The following is an 18,058-nucleotide window of genomic DNA, read 5'->3' on the forward strand; positions in this document are numbered from 1 at the left end:
ATGAATAATATTTTCCAATTGGTTTATCAACAAAGTATAGAGCATCCAGACAAAGTAGCGATCATCTATGAAGATGAACAAATAACCTATCATGAATTGATAGAGAAGGTGCTTATATTAAGTGCTTACTTTAAGTCAAAAGGGTTGACTGCAGGGCAGAGAATCTCACTCTTTGCACCAAATGGGCCGCAATACGCAATAGTATTATTAAGTGCTGCAAAGTTAGGGTTGGCTGTGGTGCCTTTGCCTATCACATTAAAAGGGCATGCACTTGAAAACGCTATGAAGTCGATACCCGTAGCCGTAACAGTTGCCTGGTCAAGTGTGTCTCAACAATTGCTTGGAGCAGGGCTGGCGCAACCTGAAAATCTCATTACACTCAACCGTTGCATTAGTAGGGAAGCTCTATGGGATGACGTTATCGAAAGTAATATAAAGGATGATGAGCGCGTTGTTGTTGATACAACTGAGCTACCATTCATTTTAACTATGACATCTGGCTCTACTGGCTCACCAAAGCCGATTATTTTAACACAAGAGTGTAAAATAAAGCGCGCGTTTGACGCGACTATCAATTATTACAAGCTTACGAAAGATGAAGTGGTGCTTGTGTCTACCCCTCTTTATCATTCTCTTGCGCAAAGAGGCTTGCTAATGCCACTAATAATGGGAGCTACATCGGTAATTTTGCCAAAATTCAATGTTGCGAAGTGGTTTGACGTAATAGAAAAATATCGAGTTTCGTTTCTATTTGCCGTTTCTAGCCAGTTAGATATGTTGGTAGATAACATTGAATTAGCAAAAGATATGTCGAGTTTGAATTGTGTGGTTAGCTCATCGGCTGTGTTGGCTTTAGATACAAAAGAAAAACTGGTTAAACACTTTAATTGCCGATTACATGAGTGTTACGGCGCATCTGAAGTCGGTGTAGTGACAGACTTTTGTTTAAATTCACATAGAGATAAGCAAGGGAGTGTTGGTAAAGCGTTACCTTTTGTAAAACTAAAAATAATTGACGAGAAGAGTCGGTTGGTAGGCGTAGGTGAGGTAGGGCAGATTATGTGTCAATCAAAGACTGAGTTTGCAGGCTACCTCAAAATGCCCGAAAAAACAAAGTTAGCCTACGATGAGCAAGGTTATTTTGCAACTGGAGACTTGGGCTACCTCGATGAAGATGGCTTTTTATACTACGTTGGTCGTAATAACGATGTGATTTCATCGGGAGGGATCAATGTCTATCCACAAGATATCGAAAGTACTATCAAAATGCATCCTGATGTGGAGGACTGTGTAGCATTTGCGTATCCAGATAAGCAGTTTGGAGAGGTTATCAAAGTAGTATATACCACAGTGTCAGACACTTTAGATGTAAATGAGTTAAAAAAGCTTTGTCTTCATGAGCTTACAGATTATCAGCAGCCTCGTTATTTTGAACGCGTAGACTCGTTAGCTAAAAGTAGTCTTGGAAAAATACTAAGGCAATCAGTGAAAAGTCTATTTGGTGGTAAAGGGTAACTTTATCACCTTTAAAAACGAAGTATCTTCCATTTTGACGGCATAAACTGCACATTGAGAAGAGGTATCGTATTAATTAGAAATGAAATAATTAATAAAACATCGAAAATTCTTCAGTTTAAACTATACTTAACGAAAAAGTAACGTAAATGTAGGCTGGGGTAGATATGGACGAGAAGTTTTGGCAATGTTTTAAAGCTGTTGATGCGCAGCGCTATATCTTTGGTACAACTGCGGAAGCTCAGGTTCTAATAGATATATTTAAAGATCAAAACATTGCGCTAGAAGCGGTTGTCGACAACTTTTATAGTTCAGATTCATTCCACGGCCTACCTTGTATCAAACTCATTGATGTTCCAGATAACGCAGTTGTTATCAGCGCCGTAACTAACAGCCGCCCTATTGATGTTAATCAATTACTAAAAAATAAAGGCCTAACTTATTGTGATTACTTCTCTTTTTATAGAGAGTCTGGATTTGATTGTCCAAAGATTGATTTTTGGGAAGGTGCTAACAGTCACTGGGAATCAAATCAACGGGACTATGAAAAAGTTAAAAGCTGGCTGGCAGACGATGAATCCAAGCATACTTTTGATGCTGTTGTTGGTTTTAGGAATAACTATGACCTGACGTTTATGGATGGATTTAAGTTTGATATTACCAATATGTATATTGAACCATTTATCCTGCCTTTTGAAGAAGGTTCCATATTCTTTGACTTAGGTGCATATGATGGCAGTGATTCTGAGCGTTTTCTGAGACATGTAAATAAAGGGTGTGCTTATCTTTTTGAACCAATCCCAGAGCAGGTTGAAGTTTTACAAAAAAAATATCAAAGATCTAACTCGGTACAAGTTGTAGCTGCTGCGGTTGGAAGCTCTGAGAAAACTGTTTATTTTAATGTTTCTGGTACGTCTTCAAAAGTGGTTGAAAGCGGTGATGAACAGGGGGCAGTTGCTGTACAACAAACCTATTTAGATAAGTTTTGTAAGCAAAACGAATTACAGCCTGACTTTATCAAGATGGATGTAGAAGGTTTCGAAGTTGAAGTTCTAAAAGGTATGGAGAAGTTAATTCAACAACATAGACCAAAACTGGCGGTCAGTGTTTATCACCGTGTTGAGCATTTAACCCAAGTGCCTATCATGTTAAAAGCTCTGTGCCCTGAGTATAAATTTTATTTAAGACATTATACTCAGGGGTATAGCGAAACCGTTTTGTTCGCTGTTTAGTTAACAGGAATGGCGTAAAGAATAATTTCTAACCCAAAATCACCATGGCAATGTAGTCTAAACTTATAGTTGGGATTGAGCTCGTGTATTTGTTTAGCTATCTGCCATAAATGATCTGGTTTGTGGTAAACAGAAATTGCCAACAAAGGCGCCGAGGTTTGAATTATTTGCTTTGCGCCATCAATAGCTTGTGGTTCAGTGCCTTCAATATCCATTTTTATGAAATTCACTTTTGAACCGATACAAGTTTGATCAAGTGCAACCACTGGTAAAGATTTACCCAACTCAAGAATATTTTTAGTGTAGTCAAATTTCCCCTGAGATTGGCATGCATCAAAACTTAAAATTGTATTACTGTGCCAGACACCACATGGAAATAAGTATGTGCTGAAGGGTTTATCTCTGAGTTCGTAAGCTTTGTTCTGTAAGCTTGAGTAATTAGCCGGATCGGGTTCAAAACAAAGGATAGAGTTGATCTTAATATTCGCTTTGTCTAATGTTGCTACAACACTATCGAGTGTATCACCAATATATGCCCCACAATCAACAAAACTAATACCATCTTTCCAAAGTGGTAGTTCAAGCAACCAAGGCGGGAAGTACTGTATCAGCCAATCATTTTTTACATAATACTCACTGTTCAAAGAACGTCGATAAGCAAGAATATCATCCAAGCAACGCTTGCTTGGCTCATCGTCCAAAATTGATCTCAACCAAGCTAGTTCCTTGGCATCTTTTTCAACGCTTGAACTGAGTTTTTGTTTATCACTTAGACGTAAAAACTCATCTAGTACATAGGGATAATGTTCAATTATTTCATTCATGTTCATACAAGATTCAACCCCTTTTTGGAGCAGATCTTGTTTGATGGTTTCACTTATACATGAAACAGACACAAGCGTGAGTACTGATTTATCAGGGATTGCGCTTGGCCTATATATTGGGCATCCATCAAAGTCGCTTGCTTCACTGTATAGATCTATAAAAAACGCGACATTTATATTTTTTTGCTTAAGTGCACGGTAAACTTTCTGTCCGTTGCCACCGGCACCATATATAGCGACCTGTTGATTATCTTTCATGTAGCTCTCCCACTTTCTTATATTGTGACGTACTTGTTATTTTGAGATAACTTCCCACTGCTCCGACTCCACTGAGGCTTTTGCAGCACTAAACAAGTTTAACCCATCACTGGATTGATCGACGCCAAACACATAGCTGCTCTTTTCATCAGAATTAGACAAAAACTGAAGAAGTTCAGTGTGAATGTCACTATAAAGATTTGAAAAGGCCTCGACAAAGCCAGTTGGATGTCCTGGCTTCATACGGTTATACCTGAATTGGTTTGCGTATTGGCATTGACCAGCTCTGTCTAAAATTTCACGGCGGCCGTCATTGTAGTTCAACTCTAGTTCATCAGGGTTTAACTGTACCCAACAAGCACTACCTTGGTCGCCATAAACTCTTACTTTAAGGCCATTTCTATGACCGATTGCAGTTTTGGACATCCACATACTACCACGAATATTATTTGGGTATTTGAGCAGTAGGTATGCATCATCGACTAAATTTGGATACTGTGAGTGATTGGTAAACTGCGCAATTGTATGTGTGGGTTCAAGTTCCAATAAATAACTAGAAAGGTGGTGTAAATGTACCCCGAGATCCAAGCAGATGGTTGGAACTTCACAGTCTTTTAAGCGCCAAGCTTGCGGCATTGCGGGTTTTCCTGCAATGTCAGGCGGACGTCGAAACCCTTCTTGTGGCATTTCCAAATGGATTTTTTGGATAACACCTAATGTTCCTTTTTGTATCAGATGCTTAAGCTCTCTCACCATGGCGTAGCCACTATAATTGTAAGTGACGGCAAGGAAGTGCTTGGAACGGTTGTAGCACGACTGAACCCTTTTTATCTCACTTGGTCCAGTTACTAATGCCTTTTCACAAATAATGGGGATATCGGCTTGCAGGAGAGCTTCAAGTACTTCGATATGGTGTGGTGTTGGTGTGAGGACGACCATTGCATCTACATGGTTCTTTTCTGCTTTTATTAAATCTCGCCAACAATCGTATATACGTTCTGAAGATATACTCCATCGTTGTCCAGTGGCCTGATTTTCTTTGTGATCTCTAGAAAATGCGCCTGCTACAACTTCAAACTTGTTATCTAGCTGGCTGGCTGCGAAGTGGACATAACCAACCGCAGAGTTATTACCCCCTCCTATAAAAGCGAGTTTTAATCTTGTATTTTCTTTTTCGAGCATTGTTAGGGCCTTATCTAGGTATACTGGTTGTTATCGGCAGCTTGCTTAAAATGATAAGTAGATTTATTAGTTCCAAAGAGCTGGGTTGGTCAACTTCGGGTCATCAACAGCCATATTTATTAGTTCCTTTGGGTCTATAGTTGTTGCTTTTTGATATGCTTCAAGTATTTCGATGAGCTCTTGTTCTGAGTTTACACCTACTAGAATTTGTTTTATTTCAGGCTCTTTTACCACGTAAGCTAAACATAACGTCAGTAAAGAAACATTATGATGTTTGGCTTGTTTATGAAACATTTCCAGCTGCGCCAACCAAGGATGAAAGTAGGGTGTGAGTTGCTCAATTGGCATAAGTAGCAAGCCTTGTAAAAAACACGAGCGGGAGTGAATCTCCACGCCATGACTGGCCAATGCTTTCAGAGCTCCTGCCTTTTTAAAGTAGTCATCAAATACGTTAAAAGGCAACTGTACTAAGTTGATGAAATTCGATTCAAAAAAGAGAGAGATTGGTGTGCCAGAATAAATGGAAACGCCAAGCTTTTCTATCCGACATTTTTGTTGCTGCTTTACTAGGTAGTCGATCAATGGCTTTACACCTAGCTTAAAAGCGTCAGATGCTTGGTGAAAAAGCAGTGCCTTTAACGATGAGCATTTTAGATCTGAAAAACACTGCTCAACGTAACGAATATATAGCTCAACATCGGCTTGAGTAAACATATTTGCTTGCAAAGGTGGCAACTTAGTTACAATACTAAATTGGCTGTGAAGAGGCTGGTATTTTGCTAGTGATTGATGGCTTTCACCATAACCTAATGCCGTATCTAGCAGTTTAATATTTTCGGTATTTGCTAAGCGTAATATACGCTCAACCTCTGAAAGCGATGGTCGCCCGCTTTTGTTGCTAATACCGTAGTCCAGTCCGAACTGAACTGTTCCTAGAGCTAATCGCATAATGCTGTTTTGATAGTTTCGATGACAGTTTGCTGTTCATTCTGTGTTAGGTCAGGATAGAGTGGAATAGTCATCGCTTGTTGATAGTATTTTTCTGCATTTGGAAAGTCACCAACACGAAATCCAAGCTGTTGATAATATGGCTGAAGATGTATAGGTATATAGTGTAAATGACTCGTAATGCCTTGCTGTCTTAGTGTTGATATCAGCTTTGCATGCTGTTGTTTGTTATCAGATAGCAATCGAACAATAAACAAATGATAGCTAGAGTAACAGTTTGGATTTTGCTGTAAGTGCTCTATTGGGAGAGCTGTTAAAGCTGAAATATAGCTTTGTGCGAGTTGATTGCGTTTAGTCGTGAATTGGTCGAGTCTCGCAAATTGGCTTATACCAAGCGCGGCATGAAGCTCGGTCATTCGATAGTTATAGCCAAGTTCAATTTGCTGATAATACCATGGACCATGACTTGGTTCAGTCATTTCAACGGGGTCATTAGTTATACCATGGCTTCTAAGACGCTTCATTCGTTTGGCTAACAGAGCATCATTACAAGTGGCCATGCCGCCTTCTGCTGAGGTTATTATTTTCACAGGATGAAAGCTAAAAACCGTAATATCAGAGTATTTACAACAACCAACAGGGTTATTCTGATATTTTGCTCCAATTGCATGAGATGCATCTTCAATTATTTTAATTTGATATTGTTGTGTAAGCGCAAAAATGCGCTCCATATCACATGATTGGCCAGCTAAATGAACGGGAATAATAACTTTCGGAAGCATATTGTTTTGCTTTGCATGCTCAAGTTTAGCTGCTAGTTTTTCAACAGACAAATTACCCGTTGCTATGTCTATATCAACAAAATCAACTCGCGCGCCGCAGTAGACTGCACAATTGGCTGAGGCCACAAATGAGATTGGTGACGTCCAGACAATGTCATCCTTGCCCACATCCAATGCAAGGCAAGCTAGATGTAGCGCAGACGTAGCACTGTTGGTAGCACAGGCATATTTGGCGTTACAATAATTGGCTATGGCTACCTCGAATTCAGGCACCTTCGGACCTTGGGTCAACCAATCAGAACGCAATACATCTACAACTGCAGAAATGTCTTGCTCTGAAATATTTTGTTTTCCGTAGGGGATCATAGTCGGTAGTCTTTTTTATGGTAACGCTTTGTGATTAAACTCTTTAATTTCCTCAACACTTAAAAAATGAGGATTAGTTAAAGAATTATATTCAAAGCCCTGTGCGACTTTTTTGCCTTTTTCTCCTAACGCATTGACAGTGAAATCATTGCTTCGGCTACTAAATTTTATTCCCGGTGCGATAACAAAGTGATCATTGTACTCATAGGTCTCAAAGCATAAATCCGCAGGACACATAACTTCATGAAGCTTCTCGCCAGGGCGAATACCAATAATTTTAACAGGCAAATCAGGTGCCATAGCCTTTGCTAAATCGGTTATTTTAATCGAAGGAATTTTGGGAACAAAGATTTCCCCACCGAGCATTCTTGCAAAGTTAGTTAGTACAAAATCAACGCCTTGCTGTAAGCTTATCCAAAATCGAGTCATTTCATCGTGAGTGACAGGGATGTGGTCCCTCCCTTCATCGATAAACTTTTGAAATACAGGTACTACAGAGCCGCGAGAACACACCACGTTACCGTATCTGACAACCGAAAATGTAGTTCGACAGCCACCTGCCATATTATTTGCTGCAACGAATAATTTATCAGAAGCGAGTTTGGTCGCACCATATAAGTTTATTGGGTTTGCCGCTTTGTCTGTTGATAAGGCAATTACCTTTTCAACATTAGTATCTAACGCTGCCTCTATGACGTTTTCAGCACCGTTGATATTAGTTTTAATACACTCCATTGGGTTGTATTCTGCAGCTGGGACCTGTTTAAGAGCTGCAGCATGAATAACAAAATCAACGCCTTGCATGGCTCTGCGAAGTCTGCTCTTATCCCTAACATCACCAATGAAGTAACGCATGCATTTGTCGTTAAAGTCCTGCTGCATTTCAAACTGTTTTAGCTCATCTCGAGAAAAAACGATGATTTTTTTGGGTTTATACTTTTCTAATAAAGTTTTGACGTACTTTTTCCCGAAGGAGCCAGTTCCACCTGTTATTAGGATAGTTTTATTGTTGAACATACTTGCCTACCTTGAGGTGCAATTAAATCTTTACAGTTTCTTTTAAAGGAAATTTGCTTGCCTCTGTCAGAACCCATAAATCGAATACTAGTCAATACTTTATATCAGTTTTCTAGTTTTTGCAGTATTTATGCTTCGCACAGAGGAATTATTGATGTTTAGGTGACTTTTTGTGTAGAAAAGAGTATGGTTAAAACTAGTACCACTTGATGGGGGTAGGTATGAAAATCCAACCACAAAGTAGTATTTTTAATAAAATTGAAAATACTACTAACAAACTTAACCAACAGTTAGCATCGGGTAAGCGCGTTAATTCAGCCGCAGATGACGCAGCTGCATTGCAAATAATAGATCGCTTAACTTCGCAACAAGATGGCTACAGTCAGGCGATTCGTAACGCGAATGATGGCATTTCTTATGCTCAGACGGCAGATTCAGCGTTATCAGGTGTCAATGATGCGGTTTCTCGGATTAGAGAGCTGTCAATTCAATCTGGCAATGGTGCGTTAACAGACTCTGACCGTGCAGCACTTCAAGAGGAAGTGACACAACTGCAAACGCAAATTACAGAAACTTTCGAAAACTCAACATTTGGTGGCGCGAAGCTTTTCAATGGTGAGGATACGAGTTTTCAGGTTGGGCCAGACGCGCTTACTACGCAAACTTTGACTCAAACAGATGGTAGTTTTGCAAATCCAATCTTAAGCGTCGATATCTCGACTGCTGCGGGGGCTCAAGCAGCAATTGATGTGGCGGATACCGTCGCGCAAGATTTGAATTCGCAACGTACTCAGTTAGGTGCGTTTGAAAATGCCATATCAAGCACAATAAGAAGTGCTGATAATCAAAGAGAAAATATCGCTGCTAGTCAAAGTCGTATTCAAGATACTGATTATGCAAAGGCGGTTTCAGAGCAAACTGCAAACGATATTCTTTCACAAGCATCCATTGCTCTGCGAGGGCAGGCTAATCAGTCTGCATCCGCGGTACTTGGATTGTTATAAAATTGATACGAAAGTATTGACTTAAGTCATTGCTGGTGGCATTTTTTTGGCGAAAGTGTCAAAAACTTGCCACCAAGGTATTGCATCCCTTCTCAACTACCTTACAATCATAATATATTCACGCCAAAAGTAGTTGGACTCTTAAGATGATTTTGATCTTAGACAATAATAATAATAGAGCGAGTAGTCTTTGTAGTGCTTTGACATTTGTTGGTCAAAGGGCTGAGGTGATAGATGAGTCTGATATAAATGAGCAATACACCTTTTCAAAAGAATCCATTATCGTTTTAGGCGCATTGTCTGAGCTTGATCATGAGCAGTTCATCAAATCGACACCAGCCTCACCATTTCTATTAATTGGTGAAACTCTAAAACCATTGTTGAGTTTAGCAAACGTTGTTGGACTTATTTCAGAGCCTTTCAGTCATGATGTGACTATGCAGCTATTGCATGACTGTCAACAGTATCAGCGTATGTTGCCTGGTAAGGCAAATAAACAAGATAGTAAAACTTTTGACGGTTTGGTGGGAGAAACAGAGGCGGTCAAACAAGTGCGCTTTTTGATCTCTCAAGTGGCAAGTACTGATGCAAATGTGCTGATCTTAGGCGAATCGGGAACGGGTAAAGAAGTCGTCGCTCGAAATGTGCATCTGCTATCAAAACGTTGCCAAGGACCATTTGTACCGGTTAACTGCGGGGCTATCCCTGGAGAGCTGCTAGAGAGTGAACTCTTTGGACATGAAAAGGGCGCATTCACTGGTGCTATTTCTGCTCGTAAAGGGCGCTTTGAATTGGCTCAAGGCGGGACGCTATTTTTGGATGAAATCGGTGACATGCCATTGCAGATGCAAGTGAAGTTATTGCGTGTTTTACAAGAGCGTAGCTATGAGAGAGTAGGTGGCACCAAACCTATTCAAGCTGATGTAAGGATCATTGCAGCAACGCACCGCAATTTAGAATCTATGATAGATTCAGGTAAGTTTCGAGAAGATTTATTTTATCGCTTAAATGTATTTCCTATCGAGAACCCCTCACTTAATGAGCGTGCCGATGATATTCCTCTTTTGTTAAAAGAGCTTATGCGTCGTGTCAATGAACAAAGTGGTAGCACGGCTAAATTTACAGAGCGCGCTATAGAAAGTTTAAAAGCACATGACTGGCCTGGTAATATTCGAGAATTGGCAAACTTAGTGGAACGTATGGTAATAATGTTTCCCGATAAAGTCGTCGATGTCACAGATTTACCAAACAAGTATCGTTATATTGAAGTGGATGCTTACGAGCCAGAATATCCGGAAGAATTACTAGAAAAAGACGCTTTCAACGAATTGTTTAGTGGTGGTTTTAGTGACTTTGATGATGAAGAAGAAAACGCTATGACATCGAGTATGAATGGTGCGCCACATGGCTTGTTACCTGATGAGGGTATTGAGCTCAAAGAGTATTTGGCCGATTTAGAGGTTAGCTTGATAACGCAAGCTTTAGAGCGTTATGACTATGTTGTGGCACGTGCAGCCGAAGTACTTGGCGTAAGACGTACCACGCTTGTTGAGAAGATGAAAAAGTACAACCTTAATCGCGATTAGTGAGCATTGACGCAATATCTAGGCCCGCGTATTGCTCTATGATTTGAGACTTTCTAAAACACTGATTATCATGGTCATTTACCATTCCACATGCTTGCATATGAGCGTACACCGTGGTCGGGCCCAAAAATTTAAATCCTTTTTTCTTTAAATCTTTAGCGAACGCGACACTTATTTCACTTTGAGAAGGGTAATCAGCTTTGCTGTTTATTTGATTGACGATAGGGGAGTAATTTACAAACTGCCATTGATAATTAGCAAAACTACCATAGGTATTTTGTATTTCAATAAATGCGATTGCGTTATTGATAGTAGCCCAGATCTTTTTTTCATTGCGCACAATTGTCGGATCGCTCATTAAACGCTTAACATCTTGCTCTCCCATGGCAGCAACTTTTTGCACATCAAATTGGGCAAATGCCGCTTTATATCCTTCTCGTTTTTTTAAAATAGTGTACCAACTAAGGCCTGCTTGTGCTGACTCGAGCGTTATAAACTCGAACAAAGTTTGGTCGTCTATAACGGGTATACCCCATTCCTTGTCGTGATATTGGACGTAGTCGTCTTTAGTTTGGTCAAGCCATAAGCAGCGTGTACACATCGAGAATATCCTTTTTTAATATAATCTCATTGATTTTACATTAAACTGTATAAAAATACAGTGTCAAAATTGTGTCAGCTGTAAATTGGATTCAAAGTGTTGATATTAAAGTATTTTAATTTTGGCCCAAATCCTGCATTTATCACTGTAGAGTTTTATTTAGAGAGCTATGTTATGGCATTAGCACATGTTTTGAATCCACAATTCGTGCCATCGGCACCATTTAGTCCAGGCCTTCTGCAAGAAGCATATGTAGGTGAACTGAGTGAGCTGAGACAGCAAGCAAGTTGGTTAAGCCATCTTGTACATACGATGCCTGCAGGGGTAATTGTGCTTGATGGGCAAGGCATGATTGCAAAAGCAAATCAAATAGCCATTGATATGCTTGGGGAGCCACTTGAAGGTGAGAAATGGTTTAATATCATCCAGCGCTCCTTCAATCCTCAACAAGATGATGGTCATGAGATCTCTCTTAAAGACGGTCGCTTAATCAAGCTTGATATTACAGCGCTCGCGCCAGAGCCAGGACAATTGATCTTAATGACAGACTTGACTGAAACGCGTCGTTTACAATCTCGCGTCGCACATATGCAGCGCTTAAGCGCGCTTGGAAAAATGGTGGCATCACTGGCGCACCAAGTACGTACGCCTCTATCCGCGGCGATGCTTTATGCCGCCAATTTGGGCTGCTCTGGATTACCTAAAGCATCTCACTTGCGATTTCATGAAAAGCTGATGTCGAGACTTAAAGATCTCGAATCACAAGTGAATGACATGCTGCTATTTGCAAAAAGTGGTGAGCAACAGGTTGTTGAAACGGTTTCAATGCAGCAATTACTGAATGAAGTGAAGGCTGGCTCAGATGCCTTGGTTGCGATGAACGACAGCTTTTTAGAAGTGCTGTTGCCGGAGCCAGACATTGCGGTAATAGGTAACAAAACAGCGCTTGCAAGTGCGATACAAAACCTAATTCACAATAGTATCCAAGTTATTGGTGCTGGCGCTGAAATTACGGTAACTGCAGTGCGCGAACACGACAAAGTACGTATTTCAGTATGTGATAATGGGCCTGGCGTAGACCCGCAAATGATAGACAAAATATTTGAGCCATTTTTTACGACAAAGAGCCAAGGCACAGGCCTTGGGCTTGCTGTTGTTAGTTCTGTGGCGAATTCTCACAAAGGTCAAGCTCAAGTGAAGAATCTGCCAAGTGGCGGCGCATGTTTTAGCTTACTTTTACCAATTTCATTCAATACCGAACAATTGGAGGTTGTATGAGTCATTCTATTTTAGTGGTGGAAGATGATGCAGGGCTAAGAGAAGCTCTGATTGACACCTTACAGTTATCAGGGTTTGATTGTGTTGAGGCATCAAGCGCAGAACAGGCAGTGGTTTTGTTAAAACAACAGAGTTTTTCTTTGGTTGTAAGTGATGTACAAATGGGTGCCATGAGTGGTATTGATTTGCTCAAAACTATCAAACTGAATTATCCGGATCTACCTGTATTAATGATGACGGCTTATGCAACGATAGATGATGCTGTTGAGGCAATGCGACTCGGTGCGATTGATTATATGGCTAAACCTTTCGCGCCAGAAGTGTTGCTGAACATGGTTAGTCGCTATATGCCGCCAAAAGATAAAGAGACGGAGGGTCCGGTTGTTAAGGATCCTAAAAGCTTAAAGCTACTTGAACTTGCCGCTAAGGTGGCTAAATCTGATGCTAGTGTGATGGTGCTCGGTCCAAGTGGCTCAGGTAAAGAAGTACTTGCAAGATATATCCACGATAAATCAGATCGCTCCGAGGAAGTATTTGTTGCAATAAATTGCGCTGCTATCCCAGAAAATATGCTTGAAGCTACCTTATTCGGTTACGAAAAAGGTGCATTTACTGGGGCGATACAAGCCTGCCCAGGTAAGTTTGAACAAGCCCAAAAAGGTACTATTTTACTCGATGAAATAACCGAGATGGACTTAGGATTGCAAGCTAAGTTACTGAGGGTTCTGCAGGAGCGTGAAGTTGAAAGACTTGGTGGTCGCAAAACGATTGAGCTTGATGTACGAGTACTCGCTACGAGCAACCGCGATCTTAAAGAAGCAGTTGCTGCCGGTAAATTCAGAGAAGATTTGTATTATCGACTCAATGTATTTCCTTTGACATGGTTGCCACTGTGCGAGCGTCCTGGAGATATTGAGGTACTCGCTGAACACTTGATTTCAAGGCATTGTGTGAAAGCTGGCAAGCCAGTTCCAACACTTACAAGTGAAGCTAAGCAGAAGCTGCTCTCTCATCAATGGCCTGGCAACGTTCGAGAATTGGATAATGTTGTACAAAGAGCGCTTATCCTTCAACAAGGTGGGCAGGTTTCTGCAGACGATATTTTCATAGAAAGTTATCAGCCAACGCAGTCAAAAACTGACGCAAGTACGCAGCACCATGTTGAAGTTGAACTGACCACTTTGTGTGATGTATCAGACAGTGGAGAAAATCAGAGTTACAAAGCTGAGCTGCAAGATAAGGAACACCAAATGATTTTGGATACCCTATCTCGATATCAAGGAAAGCGTAAAGAAGTTGCAGAGGTGTTAGGGATGAGTCCAAGAACCTTGCGATATAAATTGGCGAAAATGCGTGATATGGGGATCCCGCTACCTGCTTAACCTTCCAAAACAAAATAAGCCAGTTTCATACTGGCTTATCCTTGTCAAAATCATGACAGTTAAAAATTCATCATAAGTGGCTGTTTTAGATGGTATTTATTTTGGCATGCATCGTGCATTATCTATGTATCTTTAGTTACAAGGGTGAGCACTATGAACATTCAACCCAATGCCTTATATCAAGAAATGCAATCGCTGGCGCTCGAAGCAACGCGCAATAAGCCGCAAGATAGCTTGCCTGTGCAGTCATCGGCAAATTCTTCTGCGCAATTCGGACAGATGCTATCAGATGCCATCAATACTGTTAATGGCTTGCAAAAAGAGGCAAAATCAAAAGTAACGGCGTTAGAAATGGGAGACCGCAGCGTGTCACTGGCGGAAGTCATGATAGCCTCTCAAAAATCTTCAGTCGCATTTGAAGCAACGGTACAAGTTAGAAATAAGCTTGTAGAGTCTTATAAAGAAATTATGAGCATGCCTGTTTAAGCTTAGGTAGTGGAGAGTAACTGTGGCAACGAATCAATCAACAGAACTTGCTTTATCAGACGGCGTCTCAGGCGTTGATGTTGATGAGCAACAAGAGCAAAAATCAGGTTATCTGAGTGCGCTAAGTGGCGTTGATATGCTACGCCAAGTTACTTTAGTAATTGCCTTAGCCATTTGTTTAGCGATAGCAGTATTTATCATCATTTGGGCTCGTCAGCCAGATATGCGTCCACTTGGACAATATCCTACGGAAGAGTTAGTGCAAACACTGGACTTCTTAGATGCTCAAAAAATTGACTATGAGTTAGATGGTAACACCATCATGGTGGCAGAAAGCGACTATCAAACAATAAAGTTGCAGATGGCCAGAGACGGTTTTACGCAGGCGCCAAGTTCAGGTACTGACATTTTAATGCAGGACATGGGCTTTGGGGTGAGCCAAAGATTAGAGCGTGAACGTCTCAAGCATAGCCGAGAGCAGCAGTTAGCACGTACCATCGAAGAGTTAGACGATGTTAGTCGTGCCAAGGTGTTACTGGCTATTCCTAAAGAAAACGTATTTGCTCGACGCGAGAAAAAGCCTTCAGCAACAGTGGTGCTTACCCTAAAGCGTGGCAGAACGCTAGATGGCGAAGAAGTAGACTCTATTGTTGATATCATCGCATCAGCTGTTCAAGGGTTGGAGCCTGCAAGAGTCACGGTTACAGATCAGAATGGTCGTTTATTGAATTCTGGTTCTCAAGACTCTCTCGCTGCTCGCTCTCGCAAAGAGTACGAAATTGAGCGTAAGAGAGAGCAAGAATACTTAGAGAAAATTGACAGTATCCTTATTCCTGTCGTTGGTCTGGGTAAATTTACCGCGCAAGTTGATTTAACCATGGATTTTAGTGCCGTTGAAGAAACTCAGAAGCGTTATAACCCTGACTTACCAGCAGTACGCAGTGAAACAACTTTTGAAGAGAGTAATATAGGCGGAATAGCCGCAGGCATCCCAGGGGCATTGACCAACCAGCCGCCATTAAATTCGAATATTCCAGAAGTTGCTGGTAATGGTAGTGCTGGTAGTGCTAGCAATCCAAGTCGTTCGCAAAAAGAAGCAACGCGAAACTATGAATTAGACACTACAATTAGTCATAAGCGTCAACAAACGGGTGTTATCCGTCGTATCAGTGTGTCAGTGGCCGTAGACTACTTGCCTAAGGCCGATGCAGAAGGCAAGGTAACATTAGAGCCTCGCACCCAAGAAGAGCTGTCTAACATTCGTCGTTTATTACAAGGTGGTGTTGGCTTTGATATGCAACGTGGTGATGCGTTAGAAGTGGTTACCGTGCCGTTTGTTCGCGAGGATTTAACCGAAGTTGCAGAAGTGCCACTTTGGGAGCAAGAGTGGTTTATGAAAACGACTCGATTAGCATTGGGCGCCTTGGTGATTATCGTACTTATCTTGGCGGTAGTAAGACCAATGTTGAAACGTCTAATCTATCCAGATGATACGTTAGAAGAGTTTGATGAAGATTCACTAACTGCGGGTGTTGATTTGGGAGACAGTACATTAGATATGCTAAGTCATGAGTTTGATTCATCAGCTGTTGGCTTCTCATCAGATGGTACTTTACAATTACCAGACTTACATGGTGACGAAGATTTACTTAAAGCAGTGCGTGCACTGGTTGCCAATGAACCTGAATTATCATCACAAGTAGTGAAAGCGTGGTTAACTGAAGATGACTGATGAACAACAAAAAAAATTACCCGCTGCGTATGACGTAAATAAATTAGATGGCGTCGATAAAGCCGCCATCTTATTGTTAAGTTTATCCGAAGAAGATGCCGCGCAAATTTTAAAACATTTAGAGCCTAAGCAAGTGCAACGTGTAGGTATGGCTATGGCGGCGCTAGATGATTTATCGCAAGCAAAAATTAGCGCGGTTCATAACTTATTTATCGAGCAAATCCAAAGCTTTAGTACAATAGGTTTCCAATCTGAAGATTTCATCAAAAAAGCGCTTACCGCTGCACTTGGTGAAGATAAAGCAGCAAGTCTTATTGATCAGATTGTTATGGGTTCTGGTGCGAAAGGATTGGATTCACTTAAGTGGATGGACTCAAAACAGGTTGCCAATATTATTCGCAACGAGCACCCTCAGATCCAAACCATTGTTTTGTCTTATTTAGAGCCTGAGCAATCCGCGGAAATTTTATCTCAGTTCCCAGAAAAAGTGAGACTAGATTTGACGATGCGTATTGCTAACTTAGAAGAAGTTCAACCGGCTGCACTGCAAGAACTTAATGAAATTATGGAGAAACAGTTTGCCGGTCAAGCGGGTGCACAAGCCGCGAAGATGGGTGGTCTCAAAGCTGCTGCAGACATCATGAACTACTTAGATACCAATATCGAAGGTCAGCTTATGGATTCAATTCGTGAGCATGACGAAGAGATGTCTCAACAAATTCAAGACCTTATGTTTGTATTTGAAAACCTACTGGATGTTGATGATAGGGGTATTCAAACTATCTTACGCGAGGTTCAACAAGATGTGCTTATGAAAGCCATCAAAGGTACAGATGACGCGCTTAAAGAGAAAATTCTCAGCAACATGTCAAAACGTGCTGCCGAAATGTTGGCTGATGACCTCGAAGCAATGCCACCGGTGCGTATTAGTGAAGTTGAAGCGGCGCAAAAAGAGATCCTATCTACAGCCCGTCGCCTCGCTGATTCAGGTGAGATTATGCTTGGCGGTGGTGGTGGTGAGGAGTTCCTATAACCTATGAGCGATACCAAGTTTTATAAAGGTCGCCCTGTTGAGGGCGAAGCGCTTGACGAGCTTTTGAAGAATTGGCCGATCCCAGATGTAGCCGAAGATCCTCGCAAGTATTCTGGTCGCTCGACCGCTTTTGGTAAGCCTTTGGAACAGTTATATCAAAAACCTGCACAAAGAAAGCAAGAGCAAGAGGAGCAAGAGCCAGAATTTCCAACACTGACGTTAGAAGAGCTTGAGCAGATCCGCCAAGATGCTTACGATGAAGGCATTAAGCAAGGTCATGAACAAGGTTATATTGATGGCTTTGATAAAGGGGTTACGGAAGGAAAAGAAGCGGGTTACAAAGAAGGTATAGAGATTGGTAAACAGCAAGGACATGATGAGGCCAAGCCGCTGATTGAAGAAAAGCTCCAAGCATTAACCCTCATTATTAATGAATTACATGAGCCTTTACGTTTGGTTGACGAACAATGTGAAAAGCAATTGGTTCAGCTTGCCAATTTATTGGCGCAAGCAGTTATTTTTAAAGAAGTAGAGCAAGACCAAAAGCTTGTTTTATTAGCGCTCAAAAAAGCAATGGATGCACTGCCCATTGCAGAACAAACAGTTAAAATTCACTTGCATCCTGATGACTTAGAAGTAGTGAAAGATGCATATGGAGAAGGGCAACTCAGTGCGCAGCATTGGCACTTGTTACCTGAACCCACCTTGGATAGAGGCAGCGTTGAAGTTAAAACGGCGCAATCCTCCATCGATATGACGCTTAAAACGCGTATGAAAGAAATCTTGGACGAATTTTTGCATAACAGTGGTATCGAGTCGTAATTTTTGGCTA

At 41.1% G+C, this 18,058-nt stretch carries 16 protein-coding genes; 10 read left to right on the plus strand and 6 right to left on the minus strand.

The window, feature by feature from the left end; genetic code table 11:
- Positions 1 to 1,515, plus strand: a complete 1,515-nt coding sequence (locus tag HC733_RS07945; protein ID WP_190364519.1) for a class I adenylate-forming enzyme family protein — start codon at positions 1 to 3, stop codon at positions 1,513 to 1,515.
- A gap of 167 nt (positions 1,516 to 1,682) precedes the next feature.
- Entirely contained in the window at positions 1,683 to 2,747 is a 1,065-nt protein-coding gene (locus HC733_RS07950; RefSeq protein WP_190364520.1) for an FkbM family methyltransferase, read from the plus strand.
- Here HC733_RS07950 and HC733_RS07955 read toward each other — a convergent pair.
- From HC733_RS07955 to pseB, 5 genes are all read right to left on the minus strand, one after another.
- Positions 2,744 to 3,829 carry an FkbM family methyltransferase gene (locus HC733_RS07955; protein ID WP_190364521.1) on the minus strand — a complete coding sequence of 362 codons (1,086 nt, stop codon included), beginning with the start codon at positions 3,827 to 3,829 and terminating at the stop codon, positions 2,744 to 2,746. The two genes, HC733_RS07950 and HC733_RS07955, sit on opposite strands and share 4 nt — an antisense overlap.
- A gap of 36 nt (positions 3,830 to 3,865) precedes the next feature.
- Positions 3,866 to 5,011: a Gfo/Idh/MocA family protein gene (locus tag HC733_RS07960; RefSeq protein WP_190364522.1), complete on the minus strand. Its 1,146-nt coding sequence runs from the start codon at positions 5,009 to 5,011 to the stop codon at positions 3,866 to 3,868.
- 66 nt (positions 5,012 to 5,077) lie between these two features.
- A complete protein-coding gene (locus tag HC733_RS07965) occupies positions 5,078 to 5,959 on the minus strand; it encodes an aldo/keto reductase (RefSeq protein WP_190364523.1) in 882 nt (293 codons plus the stop codon).
- Positions 5,950 to 7,107, minus strand: a complete 1,158-nt coding sequence (gene pseC / locus HC733_RS07970) for a UDP-4-amino-4,6-dideoxy-N-acetyl-beta-L-altrosamine transaminase (RefSeq protein ID WP_190364524.1) — start codon at positions 7,105 to 7,107, stop codon at positions 5,950 to 5,952. Before pseC ends, HC733_RS07965 begins: the two co-directional genes overlap by 10 nt.
- A 15-nt stretch (positions 7,108 to 7,122) precedes the next feature.
- A complete protein-coding gene (pseB, locus tag HC733_RS07975) occupies positions 7,123 to 8,124 on the minus strand; it encodes a UDP-N-acetylglucosamine 4,6-dehydratase (inverting) (RefSeq protein ID WP_190364525.1) in 1,002 nt (333 codons plus the stop codon).
- A 221-nt stretch (positions 8,125 to 8,345) separates the two neighbouring features.
- On the opposite strand from pseB, the gene HC733_RS07980 reads away from it, so the two are divergent.
- Both HC733_RS07980 and HC733_RS07985 read left to right on the plus strand, forming a co-directional pair.
- Positions 8,346 to 9,128: a flagellin N-terminal helical domain-containing protein gene (locus HC733_RS07980; RefSeq protein ID WP_190364526.1), complete on the plus strand. Its 783-nt coding sequence runs from the start codon at positions 8,346 to 8,348 to the stop codon at positions 9,126 to 9,128.
- A gap of 146 nt (positions 9,129 to 9,274) precedes the next feature.
- Positions 9,275 to 10,714 carry a sigma-54 dependent transcriptional regulator gene (locus HC733_RS07985; protein ID WP_190364527.1) on the plus strand — a complete coding sequence of 480 codons (1,440 nt, stop codon included), beginning with the start codon at positions 9,275 to 9,277 and terminating at the stop codon, positions 10,712 to 10,714.
- Here HC733_RS07985 and HC733_RS07990 read toward each other — a convergent pair.
- Positions 10,701 to 11,315: a DNA-3-methyladenine glycosylase I gene (locus HC733_RS07990; RefSeq protein WP_190364528.1), complete on the minus strand. Its 615-nt coding sequence runs from the start codon at positions 11,313 to 11,315 to the stop codon at positions 10,701 to 10,703. The two genes, HC733_RS07985 and HC733_RS07990, sit on opposite strands and share 14 nt — an antisense overlap.
- Before the next feature lie 174 nt (positions 11,316 to 11,489).
- Here HC733_RS07990 and HC733_RS07995 point away from each other — a divergent pair, with 174 nt between their 5' ends.
- From HC733_RS07995 to fliH, 6 genes are all read left to right on the plus strand, one after another.
- Complete coding sequence (locus tag HC733_RS07995) at positions 11,490 to 12,593, plus strand: sensor histidine kinase (protein ID WP_190364529.1); 1,104 nt, start codon at positions 11,490 to 11,492, stop codon at positions 12,591 to 12,593.
- Positions 12,590 to 13,975 (plus strand): sigma-54-dependent transcriptional regulator, encoded by a 1,386-nt coding sequence (locus HC733_RS08000; RefSeq protein ID WP_190364530.1) that lies wholly within the window; start codon positions 12,590 to 12,592, stop codon positions 13,973 to 13,975. Before HC733_RS07995 ends, HC733_RS08000 begins: the two co-directional genes overlap by 4 nt.
- A 153-nt stretch (positions 13,976 to 14,128) precedes the next feature.
- Positions 14,129 to 14,461, plus strand: a complete 333-nt coding sequence (gene fliE, locus HC733_RS08005; RefSeq protein ID WP_190364531.1) for a flagellar hook-basal body complex protein FliE — start codon at positions 14,129 to 14,131, stop codon at positions 14,459 to 14,461.
- A gap of 22 nt (positions 14,462 to 14,483) precedes the next feature.
- Positions 14,484 to 16,193, plus strand: coding sequence for a flagellar basal-body MS-ring/collar protein FliF (fliF, locus tag HC733_RS08010; RefSeq protein ID WP_190364532.1), 1,710 nt, complete (start codon positions 14,484 to 14,486; stop codon positions 16,191 to 16,193).
- Positions 16,186 to 17,226, plus strand: a complete 1,041-nt coding sequence (gene fliG, locus HC733_RS08015; protein ID WP_190364533.1) for a flagellar motor switch protein FliG — start codon at positions 16,186 to 16,188, stop codon at positions 17,224 to 17,226. The genes fliF and fliG overlap by 8 nt, the downstream gene beginning before the upstream one ends.
- 3 nt (positions 17,227 to 17,229) lie before the next feature.
- On the plus strand, positions 17,230 to 18,048 hold the full coding sequence (gene fliH, locus HC733_RS08020; RefSeq protein ID WP_190364534.1) for a flagellar assembly protein FliH: 819 nt from the start codon (positions 17,230 to 17,232) through the stop codon (positions 18,046 to 18,048).
- Positions 18,049 to 18,058 lie beyond the last annotated feature (10 nt).

It is taken from the genome of Pseudoalteromonas sp. S16_S37 (genome assembly GCF_014694405.1).
Taxonomy (GTDB): Bacteria; Pseudomonadota; Gammaproteobacteria; order Enterobacterales; family Alteromonadaceae; genus Pseudoalteromonas.

Excerpts from the sequence above, each read along its gene's own strand:
- HC733_RS07995 (WP_190364529.1), top strand. The coding sequence starts at position 11,490 with ATGGCATTAGCACATGTTTTGAATCCACAATTCGTGCCATCGGCACCA.
- fliH (WP_190364534.1), top strand. The coding sequence starts at position 17,230 with ATGAGCGATACCAAGTTTTATAAAGGTCGCCCTGTTGAGGGCGAAGCG.
- HC733_RS07950 (WP_190364520.1), top strand. The coding sequence starts at position 1,683 with ATGGACGAGAAGTTTTGGCAATGTTTTAAAGCTGTTGATGCGCAGCGC.
- HC733_RS07990 (WP_190364528.1), bottom strand. The coding sequence starts at position 11,315 with ATGTGTACACGCTGCTTATGGCTTGACCAAACTAAAGACGACTACGTC.
- HC733_RS08000 (WP_190364530.1), top strand. The coding sequence starts at position 12,590 with ATGAGTCATTCTATTTTAGTGGTGGAAGATGATGCAGGGCTAAGAGAA.
- HC733_RS07985 (WP_190364527.1), top strand. The coding sequence starts at position 9,275 with ATGATTTTGATCTTAGACAATAATAATAATAGAGCGAGTAGTCTTTGT.
- HC733_RS07955 (WP_190364521.1), bottom strand. The coding sequence starts at position 3,829 with ATGAAAGATAATCAACAGGTCGCTATATATGGTGCCGGTGGCAACGGA.
- pseC (WP_190364524.1), bottom strand. The coding sequence starts at position 7,107 with ATGATCCCCTACGGAAAACAAAATATTTCAGAGCAAGACATTTCTGCA.
- fliE (WP_190364531.1), top strand. The coding sequence starts at position 14,129 with ATGAACATTCAACCCAATGCCTTATATCAAGAAATGCAATCGCTGGCG.
- pseB (WP_190364525.1), bottom strand. The coding sequence starts at position 8,124 with ATGTTCAACAATAAAACTATCCTAATAACAGGTGGAACTGGCTCCTTC.
- HC733_RS07960 (WP_190364522.1), bottom strand. The coding sequence starts at position 5,011 with ATGCTCGAAAAAGAAAATACAAGATTAAAACTCGCTTTTATAGGAGGG.
- HC733_RS07965 (WP_190364523.1), bottom strand. The coding sequence starts at position 5,959 with ATGCGATTAGCTCTAGGAACAGTTCAGTTCGGACTGGACTACGGTATT.
- HC733_RS07980 (WP_190364526.1), top strand. The coding sequence starts at position 8,346 with ATGAAAATCCAACCACAAAGTAGTATTTTTAATAAAATTGAAAATACT.
- fliG (WP_190364533.1), top strand. The coding sequence starts at position 16,186 with ATGACTGATGAACAACAAAAAAAATTACCCGCTGCGTATGACGTAAAT.
- HC733_RS07945 (WP_190364519.1), top strand. The coding sequence starts at position 1 with ATGAATAATATTTTCCAATTGGTTTATCAACAAAGTATAGAGCATCCA.